Annotated in this window: 16 protein-coding genes; 9 read left to right on the forward strand and 7 right to left on the reverse strand. The window is 37.6% G+C overall.

The genetic code is table 11. The features are described 5' to 3' along the window. From rpsJ to ACE3RB_RS18320, 5 genes are all read left to right on the forward strand, one after another. A partial coding sequence (gene rpsJ, locus ACE3RB_RS18300; RefSeq protein WP_374465531.1) for a 30S ribosomal protein S10 occupies positions 1-268 on the forward strand: 268 nt, incomplete at its 5' end. Positions 269-593: 325 nt separating this feature from the next. After that, the gene (locus ACE3RB_RS18305) at positions 594-1322 is read left to right on the forward strand and encodes a TonB-dependent siderophore receptor (protein ID WP_374465532.1); all 729 of its coding nucleotides are present in this window, start codon (positions 594-596) and stop codon (positions 1320-1322) included. 21 nt (positions 1323-1343) lie between these two features. Further along, positions 1344-2765, forward strand: a complete 1422-nt coding sequence (locus ACE3RB_RS18310) for a TonB-dependent siderophore receptor (RefSeq protein ID WP_374465533.1) — start codon at positions 1344-1346, stop codon at positions 2763-2765. A gap of 11 nt (positions 2766-2776) precedes the next feature. Beyond that, positions 2777-3064, forward strand: a complete 288-nt coding sequence (locus ACE3RB_RS18315) for a hypothetical protein (protein ID WP_374465534.1) — start codon at positions 2777-2779, stop codon at positions 3062-3064. 137 nt (positions 3065-3201) lie between these two features. Then, positions 3202-3702 (forward strand): low affinity iron permease family protein, encoded by a 501-nt coding sequence (locus tag ACE3RB_RS18320; RefSeq protein WP_002983161.1) that lies wholly within the window; start codon positions 3202-3204, stop codon positions 3700-3702. Between the two features lie 34 nt (positions 3703-3736). Here the strand turns inward: ACE3RB_RS18320 and ACE3RB_RS18325 are convergent, their stop codons facing one another. The 7 genes from ACE3RB_RS18325 to ACE3RB_RS18355 all read right to left on the reverse strand — a co-directional run bounded on the left by ACE3RB_RS18325 (position 3737) and on the right by ACE3RB_RS18355 (position 13031). Next, complete coding sequence (locus tag ACE3RB_RS18325) at positions 3737-6460, reverse strand: hypothetical protein (protein ID WP_374465535.1); 2724 nt, start codon at positions 6458-6460, stop codon at positions 3737-3739. A gap of 75 nt (positions 6461-6535) precedes the next feature. Next, complete coding sequence (locus ACE3RB_RS18330; RefSeq protein ID WP_374465536.1) at positions 6536-7513, reverse strand: hypothetical protein; 978 nt, start codon at positions 7511-7513, stop codon at positions 6536-6538. A 244-nt stretch (positions 7514-7757) separates the two neighbouring features. Then, positions 7758-8180: a hypothetical protein gene (locus tag ACE3RB_RS18335; protein ID WP_374465537.1), complete on the reverse strand. Its 423-nt coding sequence runs from the start codon at positions 8178-8180 to the stop codon at positions 7758-7760. 173 nt (positions 8181-8353) lie between these two features. Further along, entirely contained in the window at positions 8354-9166 is an 813-nt protein-coding gene (locus ACE3RB_RS18340) for a hypothetical protein (RefSeq protein ID WP_374465538.1), read from the reverse strand. Between the two features lie 5 nt (positions 9167-9171). Continuing rightward, positions 9172-9903 carry an MIP/aquaporin family protein gene (locus ACE3RB_RS18345; protein ID WP_332388313.1) on the reverse strand — a complete coding sequence of 244 codons (732 nt, stop codon included), beginning with the start codon at positions 9901-9903 and terminating at the stop codon, positions 9172-9174. Between the two features lie 22 nt (positions 9904-9925). Further along, positions 9926-11422: a glycerol kinase GlpK gene (gene glpK / locus ACE3RB_RS18350; protein ID WP_374465539.1), complete on the reverse strand. Its 1497-nt coding sequence runs from the start codon at positions 11420-11422 to the stop codon at positions 9926-9928. 10 nt (positions 11423-11432) lie between these two features. Continuing rightward, on the reverse strand, positions 11433-13031 hold the full coding sequence (locus tag ACE3RB_RS18355; RefSeq protein ID WP_374465540.1) for a glycerol-3-phosphate dehydrogenase/oxidase: 1599 nt from the start codon (positions 13029-13031) through the stop codon (positions 11433-11435). A 116-nt stretch (positions 13032-13147) separates the two neighbouring features. On the opposite strand from ACE3RB_RS18355, the gene ACE3RB_RS18360 reads away from it, so the two are divergent. From ACE3RB_RS18360 to rplC, 4 genes are all read left to right on the forward strand, one after another. After that, positions 13148-13909, forward strand: a complete 762-nt coding sequence (locus ACE3RB_RS18360; protein ID WP_374465541.1) for a DeoR/GlpR family DNA-binding transcription regulator — start codon at positions 13148-13150, stop codon at positions 13907-13909. 156 nt (positions 13910-14065) lie between these two features. Continuing rightward, on the forward strand, positions 14066-14356 hold the full coding sequence (locus ACE3RB_RS18365) for a hypothetical protein (RefSeq protein WP_374465542.1): 291 nt from the start codon (positions 14066-14068) through the stop codon (positions 14354-14356). A 73-nt stretch (positions 14357-14429) separates the two neighbouring features. Beyond that, on the forward strand, positions 14430-15167 hold the full coding sequence (locus tag ACE3RB_RS18370) for a GLPGLI family protein (protein ID WP_374465543.1): 738 nt from the start codon (positions 14430-14432) through the stop codon (positions 15165-15167). Positions 15168-15483: 316 nt separating this feature from the next. Next, positions 15484-15915: 50S ribosomal protein L3 (rplC, locus tag ACE3RB_RS18375; protein WP_374465544.1), on the forward strand; the 432-nt coding region annotated here is incomplete at its 3' end.

The following is a 15915-nucleotide window of genomic DNA, read 5'->3' on the forward strand; positions in this document are numbered from 1 at the left end:
TTACAACTTAGTAGATAAATCTGCAGAGAAAATCGTAAAAACGGTAAAGGCTACTGGTGCTGTTGTAAACGGTCCTATTCCATTACCAACAAATAAGAGAATCTTCACAGTGTTGAGATCTCCGCACGTAAACAAGAAAGCAAGAGAGCAGTTCCAACTTTCAGCTCACAAGAGACTAATGGATATCTACTCTTCTTCTTCTAAGACTGTTGATGCTCTAATGAAATTAGAACTTCCTTCAGGTGTAGACGTTGAAATTAAAGTGTGATAAATGCATACTTTGCAATGATTATACAGTCCGTTCCTTTTTTAGGGACGGATTTTTTTTGGGGATATAATTTGATAAGTTAATGCAGAAAGTAAAGCAGATTTGCCAGCCACAAATCTGCTTTTTTTGTATTGTACTTTCTTTAATCATATAAAGCCTGAAGATTAATGCTTCTAACGATTGAAGAGAACTGTTTTAAGGTTTTAAAGAGTCCTCCTTGCTGATTAATGATCTGATAACTGCAGTACTTTTTAGGGTGACATAAGTCACATTCATTTGTTTATTTAGAATTAATAAAAATAATATTTTTACAAAAAATTATCAGATGAATAAAGTAGTATCCTTTTCTCTGCTTGTATTGGGTGGGGTTTTTGTAAATGCACAGAAAGTTAATGATTCTATTAAAAAGTCGAAGGAAATTGACGAAGTGGAATTATTCGGTGAAAGAAAAAAGCAGCCGCAAGGTTTGGAAGCCATCACAAGGTTGCCATTAAAAACCAGAGATCAGATTCAGAGTATTTCTGTGATCTCCCATAAAGCAATTGAAGAATTAGGAGCTCTTACCGTTACCGATGTTGCCAAAAATGTGCCTGGAGTAACTCAATTCGGTAATTATGGCGGGACAAGAGAAAGTATGTCTATCAGAGGATATAGAGGAGTTCCGGTTTTAAAGAACGGAGTTCAGATGGATTCTGATTTCCGTACCGCAGGAATGCTTACTGATATGCAGGGGATAGAAAGTATTCAGATAATTAAAGGATCTGCTGCAGTTACTCAGGGAATTGGAGATGGTTTAGGATCTGCAGGAGGAGTGATTAATGTGATTACAAAAGTTCCTAAATTTATTAATCAGACTAATGTTGGTTTCAGATATGGAAGCTGGGATTTCTATAGGCCAACAGTTGACTTTCAAAGAGTATTAGACCCACAGGGAAAAATTGCTGTCAGATTAAATGCAGCTTATCAAAATAATAATAGCTTCAGAAGATTTATTAATACAGAACGTATTTATGTAAACCCATCTATTGCCATCCGTCCGGATGATAAAACTTAGATTGTTGTGGAAATGGATTATATGCATAACAATACCACGCCGGATAGAGGAACTGTAAATCTTGCTAAAGGAGATACTGAGGCAATATACAGAATGCCGGGAAGAAAATTCCTTGGATTTTCTACAGATAAGGCAAAGACTGAAACATTCAATTTCTCAACAATTGTAATAAGACAGCTGACTGATAAATTGAAATTAAGAGCTGCCTATATGAGTTCATCTTATCAGACTGAAATTGTAGGTGCAGCACAGGCTCCTTTAAAAAGAGATAATCCAACCGAGTTGCGAAACAGAACATTGACAAGGTCTGATAGAGAGGATTTAAATAAGGTGTTTCAATTTGATTTTATTGGCGCTGATGTAATGACAGGGTTCATGAAACATACTTTTCAGGTAGGTTTTGACTGGAAAGAATCAAATGTTACAACTACTTCATATAAGGCTAAAGATGTTGACCAGATCAATGTGCTGAACGAAATCAAAAATATCCTTCCTGCCGGAGTTAATATAGACTTATCAACAGCCAGTTCCATTAATACGGTGGCGCCTACCATGGGTCTGATGGCACAGGATGTTATTACATTTAATAAATATATTAAAGCTCATTTAGGAGTTCGCTACAGCAGATTAATTGGAACGGATAAAGAAAAGGATTATGCATGGAATCCCTCATTGGGAATCATGATCTCTCCCATTGAAAATATGAACATATTTGGTTCCTATACAAGTACTACATCACTCAGAAGTTCAAATAATGTATTGTTCAGCGGAGGAACTGTAGGAGCATCTACTACAAAACAATGGGAGGCTGGAATTAAATCTGATTGGCTGGATGAAAGATTAAGATTTAATGTAACTCTTTTTGATATTAACACAGATAATTTATCATACGAACTTCTGGATGGTGGAAATCCGACCGGAAAATACGCACTTGCCGGTAACTTAAAAAGAAAGGGTGTTGAAGTTGAATTGATCGGGAAAATTCTTCCAAACCTACAGGTAATGACAGGATGGGCTTATGTGGATGCACAGTATAAAGACAGCCCTTCATTTGTAAACGGCTCAGCTCCTATTAATACACCTAAGCATTCTGCCAATGCCTGGCTGAATTATAAGTTTGGTACAGGGATTCTTACTGGCCTTGATATAGGTGCCGGAATTTATTTTGTTGGAGAAAGACCTGTCGATGATTATAAACAAAAATATACCAATACAGAGAATGGGCATGTAAATGGAACCCAGCCAGGGGAAAAACCTTTTTTCATGCCGCAATATACGACAGTAGATGCTCAAATAGGGTATTCTTTCAAAAATGGATTAGGACTAAGAGGCTTCTTTAATAACATCTTTGATTCGGTAGGATACAATTCTTATTTCAGAGGTGGATATATTGATCAGATCCAGCCCAGAAACTTTGCAGTACAGGTAAACTATAAATTCTAACTTAAAAAAGTATGAAAATTGCCAGAACAATAATCTTAGTATTGATTGCCGGAGCTGGTGTAGCTTCATGCTCCGAAGAACATTTGTCCGAAGAAGAACTGAAAACTGCCAGGGAAAATATTGAAAAACATTACAATAATCCCAAAAGTATATACTCCTGGGGTAACATTTCTCCCTGGAAGGACCACTGGAATAATACATTTTATCCAAAAACTTTTTCACCTTCCCGGATCGGAAAGAGCATGATCGCAGAAGAAAAACAAAACCTGGAAAATCGCTTCTCAGAAAAGATTAAATAATATAATTTCAATCATTCATATCAATTTTAATTAAAAGCATTAAGACAGTAAGCATTGTCTTAATGTTTTTTTTGTTCGTATTTATTACTCCTTATTCCTGTTAATTTTATACATTTATTATGTTAAAAACCAAGATTATGGGACATACGGGAAATCATTTTTTTGAAAAATTTTCAAACTGGGCTGTGAAATTTACAGGAAGTCCACATGCTTTTATGGGAGCTTTCATTATCGTTGTGGTATGGGCGGTTACCGGTCCTTTCTTCGACTATTCTGAAACATGGCAGCTGGTTATCAACACCGGAACCACCATTATTACATTTCTGATGGTATTCCTTATTCAGAAGGCTCAGAATAAAGATTCAAAGGCAATACAGATTAAGCTGAACGAAATTATTGCTGCCCACGAAAAAGCCAGTAACAGAATTGTAGATATCGAAGATCTTACAGAAGCAGAGCTGGACCAGCTTCATTGCTATTACGAAAGACTTGCTCAACTGGCGAAAAAAGATTACGATATCCATACTTCCCATTCTATAGATGCTGCCCAGAGAAATCAGGATTACAAATATGAATTCTTCAAAAGAAAACATGAAGAATGGATTCAGAAGCAGGAACAAAAAAAGGAATCGAATTGATTCCTTTTTTTATTTGATGTATTTTTTAAAGTTCTTATCTCATGAAATAATTGAAATAGCTACAGCTTCCCATTAAATTCTTCGTTGTTTCAGTATCAGAATACTGTGCCTTCAGCTGGGCAAAATAGGTTCTGTACTTTTGATTTTTAAGTTGGTCCATTTCCTTTTGGCGGGCATCTTCTTTTTCAGACCATTTAGGATCAGAATAATCAAAATCTTTTGGGGCCTTCGCCTCATACTGGTAATATTTACCTTGCTCGGCGCTTGCCATCTGGAACAGGATTCTTGCTTTGTCTTCTTTATTGTTCGGAAGTTTAAGTGCCTTTTGATAATAATTAATTGAAAGATCAAAATTATCAGGTTCAATATATGAAGTATCCAGGAAGTTTTTATAATAATACTGGTAAGGATTCTTTCTGTCCGTATTCCAGAAGTCGTATTTACCTCCGTTGCTGTTATCAATATCCATCACAAATAACTGACGGTAATATCCTAAAATAGAAGTATTGTACAGTAGGTTTCCGATAAGCTGATTGGCTTTTGCAGCCTTTTCACCGGTTCCGGATCCAATCTTCTTAAGTTGAATCAAAGCATCTGCAAGCTCAAGTTTATCCATGCTTGTTTTGATGAAAGGGAAGTCTGTATAATTTTCTGCTTCCATACTTTCATCTTCAGTACTTTCAAAACTTTCCCATACATTATGCCCGAATACAAGATTTGAAATGTTTTTAAATCCGTTGTATTCAGCAGGAGCATACTGTTTGGCTGTAACAGCCTGTCCTTCTTTTTCTGTCCATTCATAATTCTGTCTTGGAATACCGGCAAAGCTTTTTGCTTTCTCATAATAAGATTTTGCCTTTTCAAAGTCCGCAAGTCTCATGGCTCTGTCTCCATAAATGATATTGAAGAAAGCATCAATATTACCTACACTGTCCATATTTTTGGCAATGATCTGCTGTTCAAACTGGGTTTTATTAGGTTTTCTGTAAAACGCTTCCACGCTCTTCACCAGACTAGAGTTAGGGTTATACTGCAGATCCGAAAGTTTGTTGTTCATCAGGAATGATTTTCCGTCTTCGCCCTGAAGAAAATAACGGTTGGCAAGCACATCTTTAAGGAAATCAGCAGTAGACGGTACTTCACTGTAATAATCAAAATTATCAGTTGTGGCAGTATCCCTTTCTACCTTTTTCTCTACAAAATATTCCGAATAATCTTTCATCAGCCGGTCTTCATATGCCGCATCAATTCTTGGCTGTGAAACAATATCATTCAGCACCTTCATTCTTTTGATTTCTTCCAGATATTCCGGATTGGAAGTTTTAATATCATTCAGGATTTCCGTACTTCCTTTGTAGTCTTTTTTAAGGAATTTAAGATAAGCATCTGCAATCTGCCAGAACTCATCCTTAGACTTTTCTTTGGTTTTGTCAGTGAACTTCTGAAGATCATCAAGATAGTCCTTCATTTTATCATCATACCCATAACCCGAAGTCGTGTAGAACGGAATTCTGTTTGGATTGTCCAGTAAATCATCATCACTCTGATCCGTTTTACTTCCATCAGCGGATTCTTTTTTAGATCCCCCGAACAGGTTTTTAAAGAATCTCACAATTTTTTGCCAGAAAGAAAGCTTTTCTTCCTTTACTTCAGTAGTAGAAGTAGCTTTGTCATCCTTTGAAGAGGCATTGTTGTCTGCTTTTCCTCTTTGTACGTAAGGACTTTTAGCAGCATCAGAATTGTAATAATACACCGGAAGATAACTTCTTTCCAGTTCATTGATGCTTCTTGCAGCCATTACCTTCAGGATTTCAGAATCAGTATTGATCTCATACATCTTTTCCATGGTTGGAATCGGGTTGTTGAAATCTTCATACCCTAAAAGGAAGTATGCCATATTCTTTTCTTCATTGGTGCCGGCTCTTTTCATGATATTGCTGAAAGAGGCAGTATCTGAAAGCTTCATAGAAACAAAGGCAGATTCCTTGCGGTCTTTACTGTTCATGAATACCTGAAAGAAATTCCAGTTGGCATCACTGTTCATTTCCAGTCCTCTTTGTGCCCCGGCAAGCTGATCAAGAGCCATGAAATATACTGTTCCTTTTAATTTGACAGGGGCAACATAAGTTTTGAAAGCCTGTACTGCAGAGTCATAATTTCGGGTATAATGATTCAGACGTACCAGCTGGTATCCATAGCGCTGCTTGATTTCAGGATTTCTCGCAGCATTATATAAAGACGTTAAAGCAACAATGGTTTTATTGTAATCAAGAGCTGTTGCATTTTTCCTGTTGGCATCTCTGTCGTAGTAAAATGAATTTTCACTTTCGATATAATTGATGCTCATGTAAGGCTCAAGATATTTGGCTTCAATTAAATAATCAATGCCTTCCTTGTACTTCTGATAAAATCCGGATCCCAGCTTCTGTAAAAGAGGATTGGTCGGATTTCCGTTCTTTAAGGTATTCAGGTCATTCATGCTCACTTTATAGACCAGATTCTGTGTTTCAGAATAGCTGAGCTGATTATTGAAAAACTTTCTCCATGTTTCAACATTGTCATCAGGAATCAGTGAAGGGTTGTATCCTCCATAAAACCTGCTTGAATAGTTGTGCAGAAAAGGAAGATACGCTTTGTCCTTAATGATTGTTTGCGTAAAAAGGTTGAAGTAATCATAATCAGGATCCGACCATGCGCAGGCATCAGATTGGGTATAGAAAAGTGATACAACCGCAAGTGAAAGAATATACTTTTTCATAGGGTTTGTAGTGTTTTTTTAGTTTATAATATTGTATGATAAGGTTCAGGCAGGCTGATCTCCACCTGCTGGAGATTAAAATTTACGGTCTGACACAAATTTACTATCTAATTGATAATAAATAATATTAAAATGTGGTATTTTTTTCTGTAAAAACTCAATAACATCATTAAGCTGTTCTTCAGATATTTCCTCGATTTTTATTTTAAAGCCTTTGTTTAAATAGCTTCCAAAGTAGAAACCATCCTTCAGGACTTCAGTTTCATGATCAGATATCCTCTTAAAATCAGGATTCTCCAGATCCCGTTTTGATAAAGCATTAATCAGTTTGTGTTTGCCTAAATGGTTGGTGATAATTCCCCAGGAGTAAATAGGAAGTGCCACTTCAATTTTTTTGATTGGATAGTCTTCCATTTTTGAAAGATAGCTTTTCAGGATATTGACATCCAGAATTGAATTCTTATCAGATTTTTCCAACGGTGATGATGTAGAATAGCACATGAGATATACTTTCTCTACAGGAGGAATGCCGGTTTGTTTTTTATCTTTAACCTGATGAAGGCGAAGTGTACAGGTTATTTCTTTTCCGGTAATTCTTTTCAGTTCCTTCAGGAATTTGAAATAATCATTTCTTGTTCCGGCGGTCCAGTCACAGTCGATCTGAATTTCATTATTGGTTTTCAGTTTATATTCTTCCGCTTTCTTCTGAATTAAAAGATGAATACTTTCAGCCAGAAATCTGATTTCTTCTGCAGAAATGCCCAGCAAAGCCTGATTGGTAATAAAAACTGTGGGAACAATCTGTTTTCCTGTCTGAAAACTTACGTCTTTTGTAATTACTGCTACCGGCTGGAATTTCCCGTTCACTTTATCTACATCAAAGAATCTGGTATATAAATAAGGAACCGTTGCTTTTTCCAATGCTTTCTTTTCTGCATGGTCAAGCTTCAGTTTGGTTTTCCAGTAATAAAATGTATAAGGATGATTCTCTTTCCTGCTGCATGATACCGTAAGAAAGAGAAGAAATAGAAATAAAATTTTAAAATTTTTCATTGGTGTAAATCACCCTTCAAAATTAAAGATATTTTGGCAGAATATAAACCGTAAAATCCCGGTGATTCGCAATTAGAGGCAAAAGAATATTGTATTTGTAAATTATGATTTGTTGAAATGCAGCAGGTTGTATAACTATTCCCCTCCTGTGGAGGGGTGTCAAATTTATAATTTGACGGGGTGGTTTTCTCCAACAACCATACAACCACCCCAAATGGAGTGGCTTTTTCTATATATTATTTTACTACTTGAAAAATTCGCTTTCACAGGTGCAGGTTTCTTTAGTGATGCTCTCAGTAGATGAACAGCAGCCATCAAGATTCTTCACATTTCCCTTTTCATCGGTAAGGTAGATTTTTTCTTTGTCGAATTTCACGAAAAAGGTTTCCTCATATTTTTTAAACACCACTTTCATTACCTTATTAGGTGCATATTTTCCTGCATTGATTTCTTCCGTTGTTTCTTCTCCGCTGGCCTGATTGATCTGAACATAGCCAAAATGTACATCACCATTACTTTTTACATCCAGATAATAATGAGGAGTACCGGTGCCACTATATCCTTTCAAAATATCAAAATTCCTGTATCCGATAAAAGGAACATCCGTCTGTTGTGCCCATGTAAAAATACTGATGCACAGAACTATTAAACTGAAAAGCTTTTTCATACATATTTTTTTCAAAAGTAAATATATTCCGGCAAATAGTAAGCCGTAAAAACCCGATTATTGTAGTTCGGAAGAAATGCGGAGCCTAAAAAATGAATCACCTTTTTGACCGGAAAGTAATAACAAAGCCACCCCGAAAGGAGTGGCTTCTCTGTAATATATTTGAAGTTAAATTAAAAAACGGTTGCAGCAAGCTGAATTCTTGCATACTTATTGGATGGATTCCACATCGCCATCATGGATACGGGAAGGCTGTAATGATCAGTAATCTTTACTACTTTTCCTGCTTTTACTCCTACATTAACGATGTCGAAACTGTTTTTACCGTTACCATACAAAAAGGTTTTATCATTGAGAGCAAACCCAGCTCCTACAAATGCGTCCAGATTTACTTTCTGTCCCTTAATAACAGGATAGCTTGCCTGAACATAAGTGGAGTATCTGTTTTTCTTATAGCTTCCGTCTGGTTCCAGAATCACTTCTCCGGCATTGGCACCTCCGTACAGCATGATATCAGCCTCAATATTAATCGGGAATGAAGGTCCGAAAGTATAATTGGTTCTTAAATCAATAATATGGGCCGTTCTTCTCCGTGAATAACTGAAAATGTCATCTGCTGCCACTGCAGTATTGATATTCCTGGAATTATAAAGATCCCATAATCCGATATAAAAACGGCCGTCAGAATATTGAACATAATAATTGATCTCTTTATAATGGGTGTTGTCTTTATCATCGGCTAATGCAGAGGCACCCCAGATTCCTACCTTCCATTTTTTCTCCGCATCCAGGGCGTAAGACAGATTCCCCATCACTACAGGTTTATCCGTAATAATTAGTCCTCTCCATAAGTGATTGTTCTGAATGTTGGCTGTAAAATCAAGCCTTCCTTCTTTGGTTTCCTTGGTTTCACCGCTTTCCTGTGAAAATAACCTTCCTGTGCCTAAAGCAAGAACGAAGATTCCCTTTAAGATTTTTCTCATCATTTGTTTTATTTTAAAAATCCATATAATACTGCTGCGATAATAGCCCCTGTAATCGGACCTACTATAGGAATCCACGCATATCCCCAGTCACTGCTTCCTTTTACGGGTAAAATGGAATGCATGATTCTTGGAGCAAGATCTCTCGCCGGGTTAATAGCATATCCTGTAGTTCCTCCCAGAGATAAACCGATAGCCCAAACGACAAAGGTAACAGGGATGGCTCCGATAGAACCAAGGCCTACTTTAGCTGCCGGATCTGCCTGTAAGGAAATACTGGGACCAGCAAAATAAAATACACAGAATACCAGTACAAATGTTCCGATGATCTCACTGATAAGATTGGAAGATGTTTTTCTGATCGCCGGACCAGTACTGAAGCATGCCAGTTTTGCACCCTCATCCTCTGTGATAGCAAAATGATCTTTATGAAACAGCCATACTAAAAATGCACCCAGCATTCCTCCGATCATTTGCGCCGCGATATAAGACGGAACAAGGTCCCATGAGAATTTTCCTGCAACAGCAAGACCAATGGTTACTGCCGGGTTCAGGTGGGCCCCACTTATTGGCCCTGCAACGGTTACTCCCACAAAAACGGCCAGCGCCCATGCGGTAGTAATAACAATCCATCCGGAATTATTTCCTTTCGTATCTTTTAAGACAACATTGGCTACAACACCGTTGCCTAACAATATAAGAAGCATCGTGCCGATAACTTCTGCAATAAATGGGGTCATATAAGTTTTTTTGATAAGTGAGTTAATCTTCAATCCAGCTTTGAGCGCTTTTTACAGCTTTCTTCCAGAAGTGGGTCATTTTATTTACCTTTTCTCTGTCCAGTTGAGGGTGGAAGTCTTTGTCTACAATCCATTGTTCCTGGATTTCGTCTATACTTTTCCAATATCCTACTGCAAGTCCTGCAAGGTAGGCTGCTCCAAGAGCGGTAGTTTCCAATGTTTTTGGTCTTGTAATTTTAAATCCGAAAAGATCAGACTGAATCTGCATCAGAAGATCACTTGCGGAGGCACCGCCATCTACTCTTAATTCAAGGCTGGCTCTTCCGGAATCTGCTTCCATTGCTTTTACAATCTCGTATACCTGAAATGCAATTCCTTCCAGGGTGGCTCTGGCGATATGGGCATCAGTTGTTCCGCGGGTGATCCCTACAATCGTTCCGCGTGCATACTGGTCCCAGTAAGGAGCGCCAAGACCCGTTAATGCAGGAACAAAATAAACACCACCATTATCTTCTACAGAAGCAGCCAGTTCGTTCACCTGCTCAGAAGAATGAATAAGCTTAAGACCGTCTCTCAGCCATTGGATAGCCGCACCTCCTACAAAAACACTTCCTTCCAGTGCATAGTTAACCTCTCCGTTAATTTTCCAGGCTACAGTGGTAAGAAGGTTGTTTTTAGAAGAAACAGCTTCCGTTCCTGTATTCATTAGCAGGAAGCATCCTGTTCCGTAAGTATTTTTTACCATTCCCGGAGTGGTGCACATCTGCCCGAATAAGGCTGCCTGCTGATCACCGGCAATACCTGCGATCGGAATTTTGGTAGAGAACAGGGTAGTAGCTGTCTCTCCATATATTTCACTGCTCTGCTTTACTTCCGGGAGGATATTTTTAGGAATATCAAATAGCGTTAATAAATCATTATCCCATTCCAGAGTGTGAATATTCAGAAGCATGGTTCTGCTGGCATTGGAAACGTCTGTGATGAACATTTTTCCGCGGGTAAGTTTCCACACAAGCCATGTGTCAACAGTTCCGAAACACAATTTTCCTTCTTCAGCTTTTTGTCTTGCTCCTTCTACATTATCAAGAATCCACTTTAATTTGGTTGCTGAAAAGTAAGCATCCAGAACAAGACCTGTTTTTTCTTTGATGGTTTCTGCATGTCCCTGTTCTTTCAGTTCGTCGCAGTATTTTGAAGTTCTGCGGTCCTGCCATACAATGGCATTGTAGATCGGTTCTCCGGTTTCTTTATCCCATACAATGGTGGTTTCACGCTGATTGGTAATTCCGATAGCGGCAACTTCCAGTCCGGAGATTCCTGCTTTTGCTATAACTTCTGCTGCTACGGAGATCTGTGAAGACCAGATTTCATTCGGATCGTGTTCTACCCATCCCGGAGTAGGGAATATCTGTCTGAAATCTTTCTGAGATACATATTTGATTTCTCCACTATGGTTGAAGAGAATCGCTCTGGAGGAAGTAGTTCCCTGGTCTAGAGCGAGGATAAGCTTTTCATTCATGTATATAGTGCTAATTTAGGTTGATAACTTTAGGTGAATAAGGAGTCAGTAAATAACCTTTTGCCAGTTCAATGAATTCATTTTCCTGCTGCTGGGCCCATTCTTCAGAATATCCTTTTTCTTCAGCAATAATTCTTGCTACATTGTGGGCACTGTCTATTGCTGCTCTAGCATCCAGGAACAGCAAACGTACTCTTCTTGCCAGGATATCTTCAATCGTTTCTGCCATTTCTGCTCTTACAGCCCATACCACTTCTGCTACAGTAAAAGGATGATCAGGGTGGATCTTTTGAGCATAACGAGGATTACTTTCCTGCAGTGCTTTTATGGCTGGAATGTCAGACCCGTACACATACAGATGATTGGTTCTGTCTACCTGTTCAGGTTTTACATTTCCGTGAATGGACATATGCTCTGTTTTTGATGGGCTGTTTCCCAATCTGTGAACTTTCATAGCTTCATCTACGGTGTCTTCCGCCATTTTACGGTAGGTGGTCCACTTTCCTCCGATAATGGAAACCAATCCTGTTTCTGAAGTAATGACTTTATGACTTCTGGAAACTTCTTTTGTGCTTTTGCTTCCATCTTTGGGTGCGGCAAGCGGACGAAGGCCTGCGAAGACTGATTTTACATCTTCACGTGTTGGCTTTTTAGCCAGATATTGTCTTGCTGTATTTAAAACAAAGCTTATTTCCTCTTCCAATGCACGGGGCTCAAAGCTTTCATTTTCCAATAGTGTATCTGTAGTTCCTACCAAAGCTCTGTCATGCCATGGAACAACAAATAAAACCCTGCCGTCTGATGTTTTCGGAATCATGATCGCATCATCACTTTTCAGGAAGGATTTATCCAGTACGAGGTGGATTCCCTGGCTTGGTACTACAAGTTTACCATGTTTAGGATTGTTCATATTCAGGATGTCATTCGTGAATACACCGGTTGCATTGATAACTACTTTACCATGGATCTGATATTGCTGTTTAGAAAACTGGTCTTCTGCAACAACACCGATTACTTTATCGGAAGCATCTTTTAAAAGATTAATTACTTTTACATAGTTGACTGCACTTCCGCCTTTTTCAATAATAGTTTGGGTAAGGTTGACCGCAAGTCTTGCGTCGTCAAACTGTCCGTCCTGGTAAACAACACCACTCATTAAGTGGTTTTGTTCAATAGTAGGAAGCTTTTCCACTGTTTTTGATTTGCTGATATATTTTGTTTTACCCAAACTCAGCTTTCCGGCAAGGAAATCATAAACAGACAATCCTATCTTATAATAAATTCCTCCCCACCATGTGTAGTTGGGAATAATGAAAGCCTGATTTTTTACGATATGTGCTGCATTTTTTGCCAGAAGTCCTCTTTCCTTTAATGCTTCTTTTACCAATCCGACATCTCCCTGGGCAAGATATCTTACTCCACCGTGTACCAATTTGGTACTTCTGCTGGAAGTTGCTTTTGCGAAATCGTGAGATTCAAGCAATAATGTTTTGAATCCCCTGCTTACCGCATCTAATGCTGAACCTAAACCACTGGCTCCTCCTCCTATGACTATAAAGTCCCATTCTTTTACATTGGTTAATTTACTGAGTTCTTCGTTTCGTTTCATAAATGTTTCGTTTATGTTTCGTTTTCAAATATATAAATTAAAAATGAAAGCAAAAAGAAAATAAATGAAATTTTAAGATGTCGGAAAAAATCGGTATTTTTGAGGAAACGAATAAAATGGAAAAGCTATTACCAAGGCAGGATGAAATACTTAAAGAGCTGGATGATAAAGGACATGTGCTTGTGCAGGATCTGTGTGAAAAGCTCAATGTATCTTCGGTTACGATCCGAAAGGATCTGAACTATCTCGAAAGTCTGGGGCTTCTTTTCAGGAATCATGGGGGAGCAAGTAAGCAGGTAAGGTATGCTTATGAAAAGAATGTAGGGGAGAAAGAAAACATCAATGTGGAAGCAAAGCAGGTTATTGCTAAGGCTGCGCTATCATTGATTCATGAAAATGACTGTATTATATTGGCATCCGGAACAACAATGCATTATCTGGCGAGAATGCTGGTGAATTTTGGTCCGCTTACAGTGTTGACATCTTCTTTACGGGTGGCAATTGAGCTTTGCAATAATCCTAACATCAACATTGTACAACTGGGAGGCGAAGTGAGAAAAAGTTCAACTTCTATAGTAGGTTCTATTTCGGAAGGAATTCTGAAACAGTTTTCCTGTAATAAGCTCTTTCTGGGAGTAGATGGGATTGACTCCGAATTCGGAATCAGTACTTCCAATGCTGCAGAAGCGCATCTGAATCAGATTATGATGGAATGTGCGGACCAGACGGTAATCCTTGCGGACTCTTCAAAGTTAAATAAGAAGGGATTCGGGAAGATTGCAAGTTTGGATCAGGTGGATTATCTTATTACAGATGATGGGATTCTGGAGGAAGATAAAAACAACCTGGAAGAGATTGGGGTAACCGTAATTGTTTAAATACTTTTGTTTTTAGTGATTTTTAAGTTTGTAATGAATTTCTGATAAGGATTTGTTTAACATAATAAAATAATTACAATATTTTCCACAAAATATTTGGTGTTTTATTTTTTGGTCTTTATTTTTGATACGTTTAACAAACAAAAACTAATAACAATGAAAAAACTGTTTTTTATCGCAGCGTTAGCTGTTGCGGGTATGGCTAGTGCAAATACCTCTGAAATTAAAGATGTTAATGCTGAAAACGCAAAAGAGAAAACCATCTTAGTGGAAAGCAAGAATCAGCAGGGAGTTACTCAGACTCTTAAAGTCACATTTAAACCATATAACTGGGTTACAATTGTGGCACCTTGCGGCGCTGTTTTTTACCTTGATTATAATGATTATGCTACAACTGACGAATTCTGGGATGATGTACATCATTTTGCCGAAATAAAGTGTTCATAATCCGTTTGAAAAGAAAAAATATAGAATCGGTTGCTTCATGCTTCCGATTCTTTTGTTTATAATGTTACTAAATATGAAATTTTATTTAATATTATTTTTTTTGACAGCTTCGGTTTTTCATGCTCAGTTTCGCATTGATAATCCAAACTTTTCTATGAAAACATCTACTTACAAAGTTGAAAATTATGATACAAGTTTGTACAATGTTTATTACCGGTTAGAGTTTGTTCCTGATGTTGCCCGCAAAGAATTGAAAAAAGAAAGTGTCTGTATTCTTCAGGTGGGAAAGGATTACTCGAAATTCAGCGATGTGAAGCAGCTTAAATCCGATTCGCTAAGTGAAAAGTACAGTCACCAAAAAGAGGTTAATGGAAAGGAATTGGAAGCGCTGATGAATATAAATGTTGTTTTTCATCCGGTGATTTTAAAAGATATTTCAAAAAGAAAAATTACGTATCAGGGGAGAATAAAAGGAATATATCAATATCAGGAGGAGCAGCCTGATTTTAAATGGAAGCTGGAGAAGGATACTAAAACTATTTTAGGATATACTTGTAAAAAAGCAACTGTGAAATTTAAAGGAAGGGATTATGTTGCTTGGTTCACAGATTCAATATCTTCCAATAATGGACCGTATAAATTTGAAGGACTGCCGGGGCTTATACTTGAGCTGACAGATACAGGAAATGAATTTCATTTTGTTGCCATTGCCATTGATAAGAAAAATCTGCCTATTTATCTTAGAAGTGAAGACAGGATACTGCGTGTTACTAAAGATAAATACAGGGAGGTAGAAAAAAAACTATCATGATAACCCGGGTATTTTTCATGGGAAGGCTTATAATGCAGACGGAAGCCCAATGATCGTTAAATCCAAACCCTTGCCTTATAATCCGATTGAGTTGGAATAATTTCAATGATGAATATCGTGATTAGATCAAACCTGATTTTTTGTAAATGATTAAAAATCAAAATATTTTAGTCGAAATATTTGTCAGTTACAAAATTATTCGTAGATTTGCACACTCATTTTAGGGGCGTGGTATGCCTATATTAAAAGTAGAAATTACCTCAGACTCCCGAAAAATGGTGATAAATAAAGGATAAATTTTATTATAATATAAACAATGTCAGGTATTATTGGTAAAAAAATCGGTATGACATCTTTGTTTAACGAAGAAGGAAAAAACATTCCTTGTACAGTTATCCAAGCTGGTCCATGCTCGGTTTTACAGGTCAGAACCTTAGAAAAAGACGGTTATACAGCTGTTCAGTTAGGTTTCGATGACAAGAGTGAGAAGAACGTTGGTAAAGCGTTAGCTGGTCATTTTAAAAAGGCTGGTTCTGCTCCTAAAGCTAAATTAGTTGAATTCTACAGAGAATTCGTTGATGAAGTAAAAGTAGGAGAAGAAGTAAAAGTTGATTTATTCGCAGAAGGTGAATATGTTGACGTAACAGGAACTTCAAAAGGTAAAGGCTTCCAGGGTGTTGTTAAAAGACACGGATTTGGAGGTGTAATGCAGGCAACTCATGGTCAGCACAACAGACTTAGAGCTCCA

This window comes from Chryseobacterium sp., assembly GCF_041914225.1.
In the GTDB taxonomy this organism is placed as follows: domain Bacteria; phylum Bacteroidota; class Bacteroidia; order Flavobacteriales; family Weeksellaceae; genus Chryseobacterium.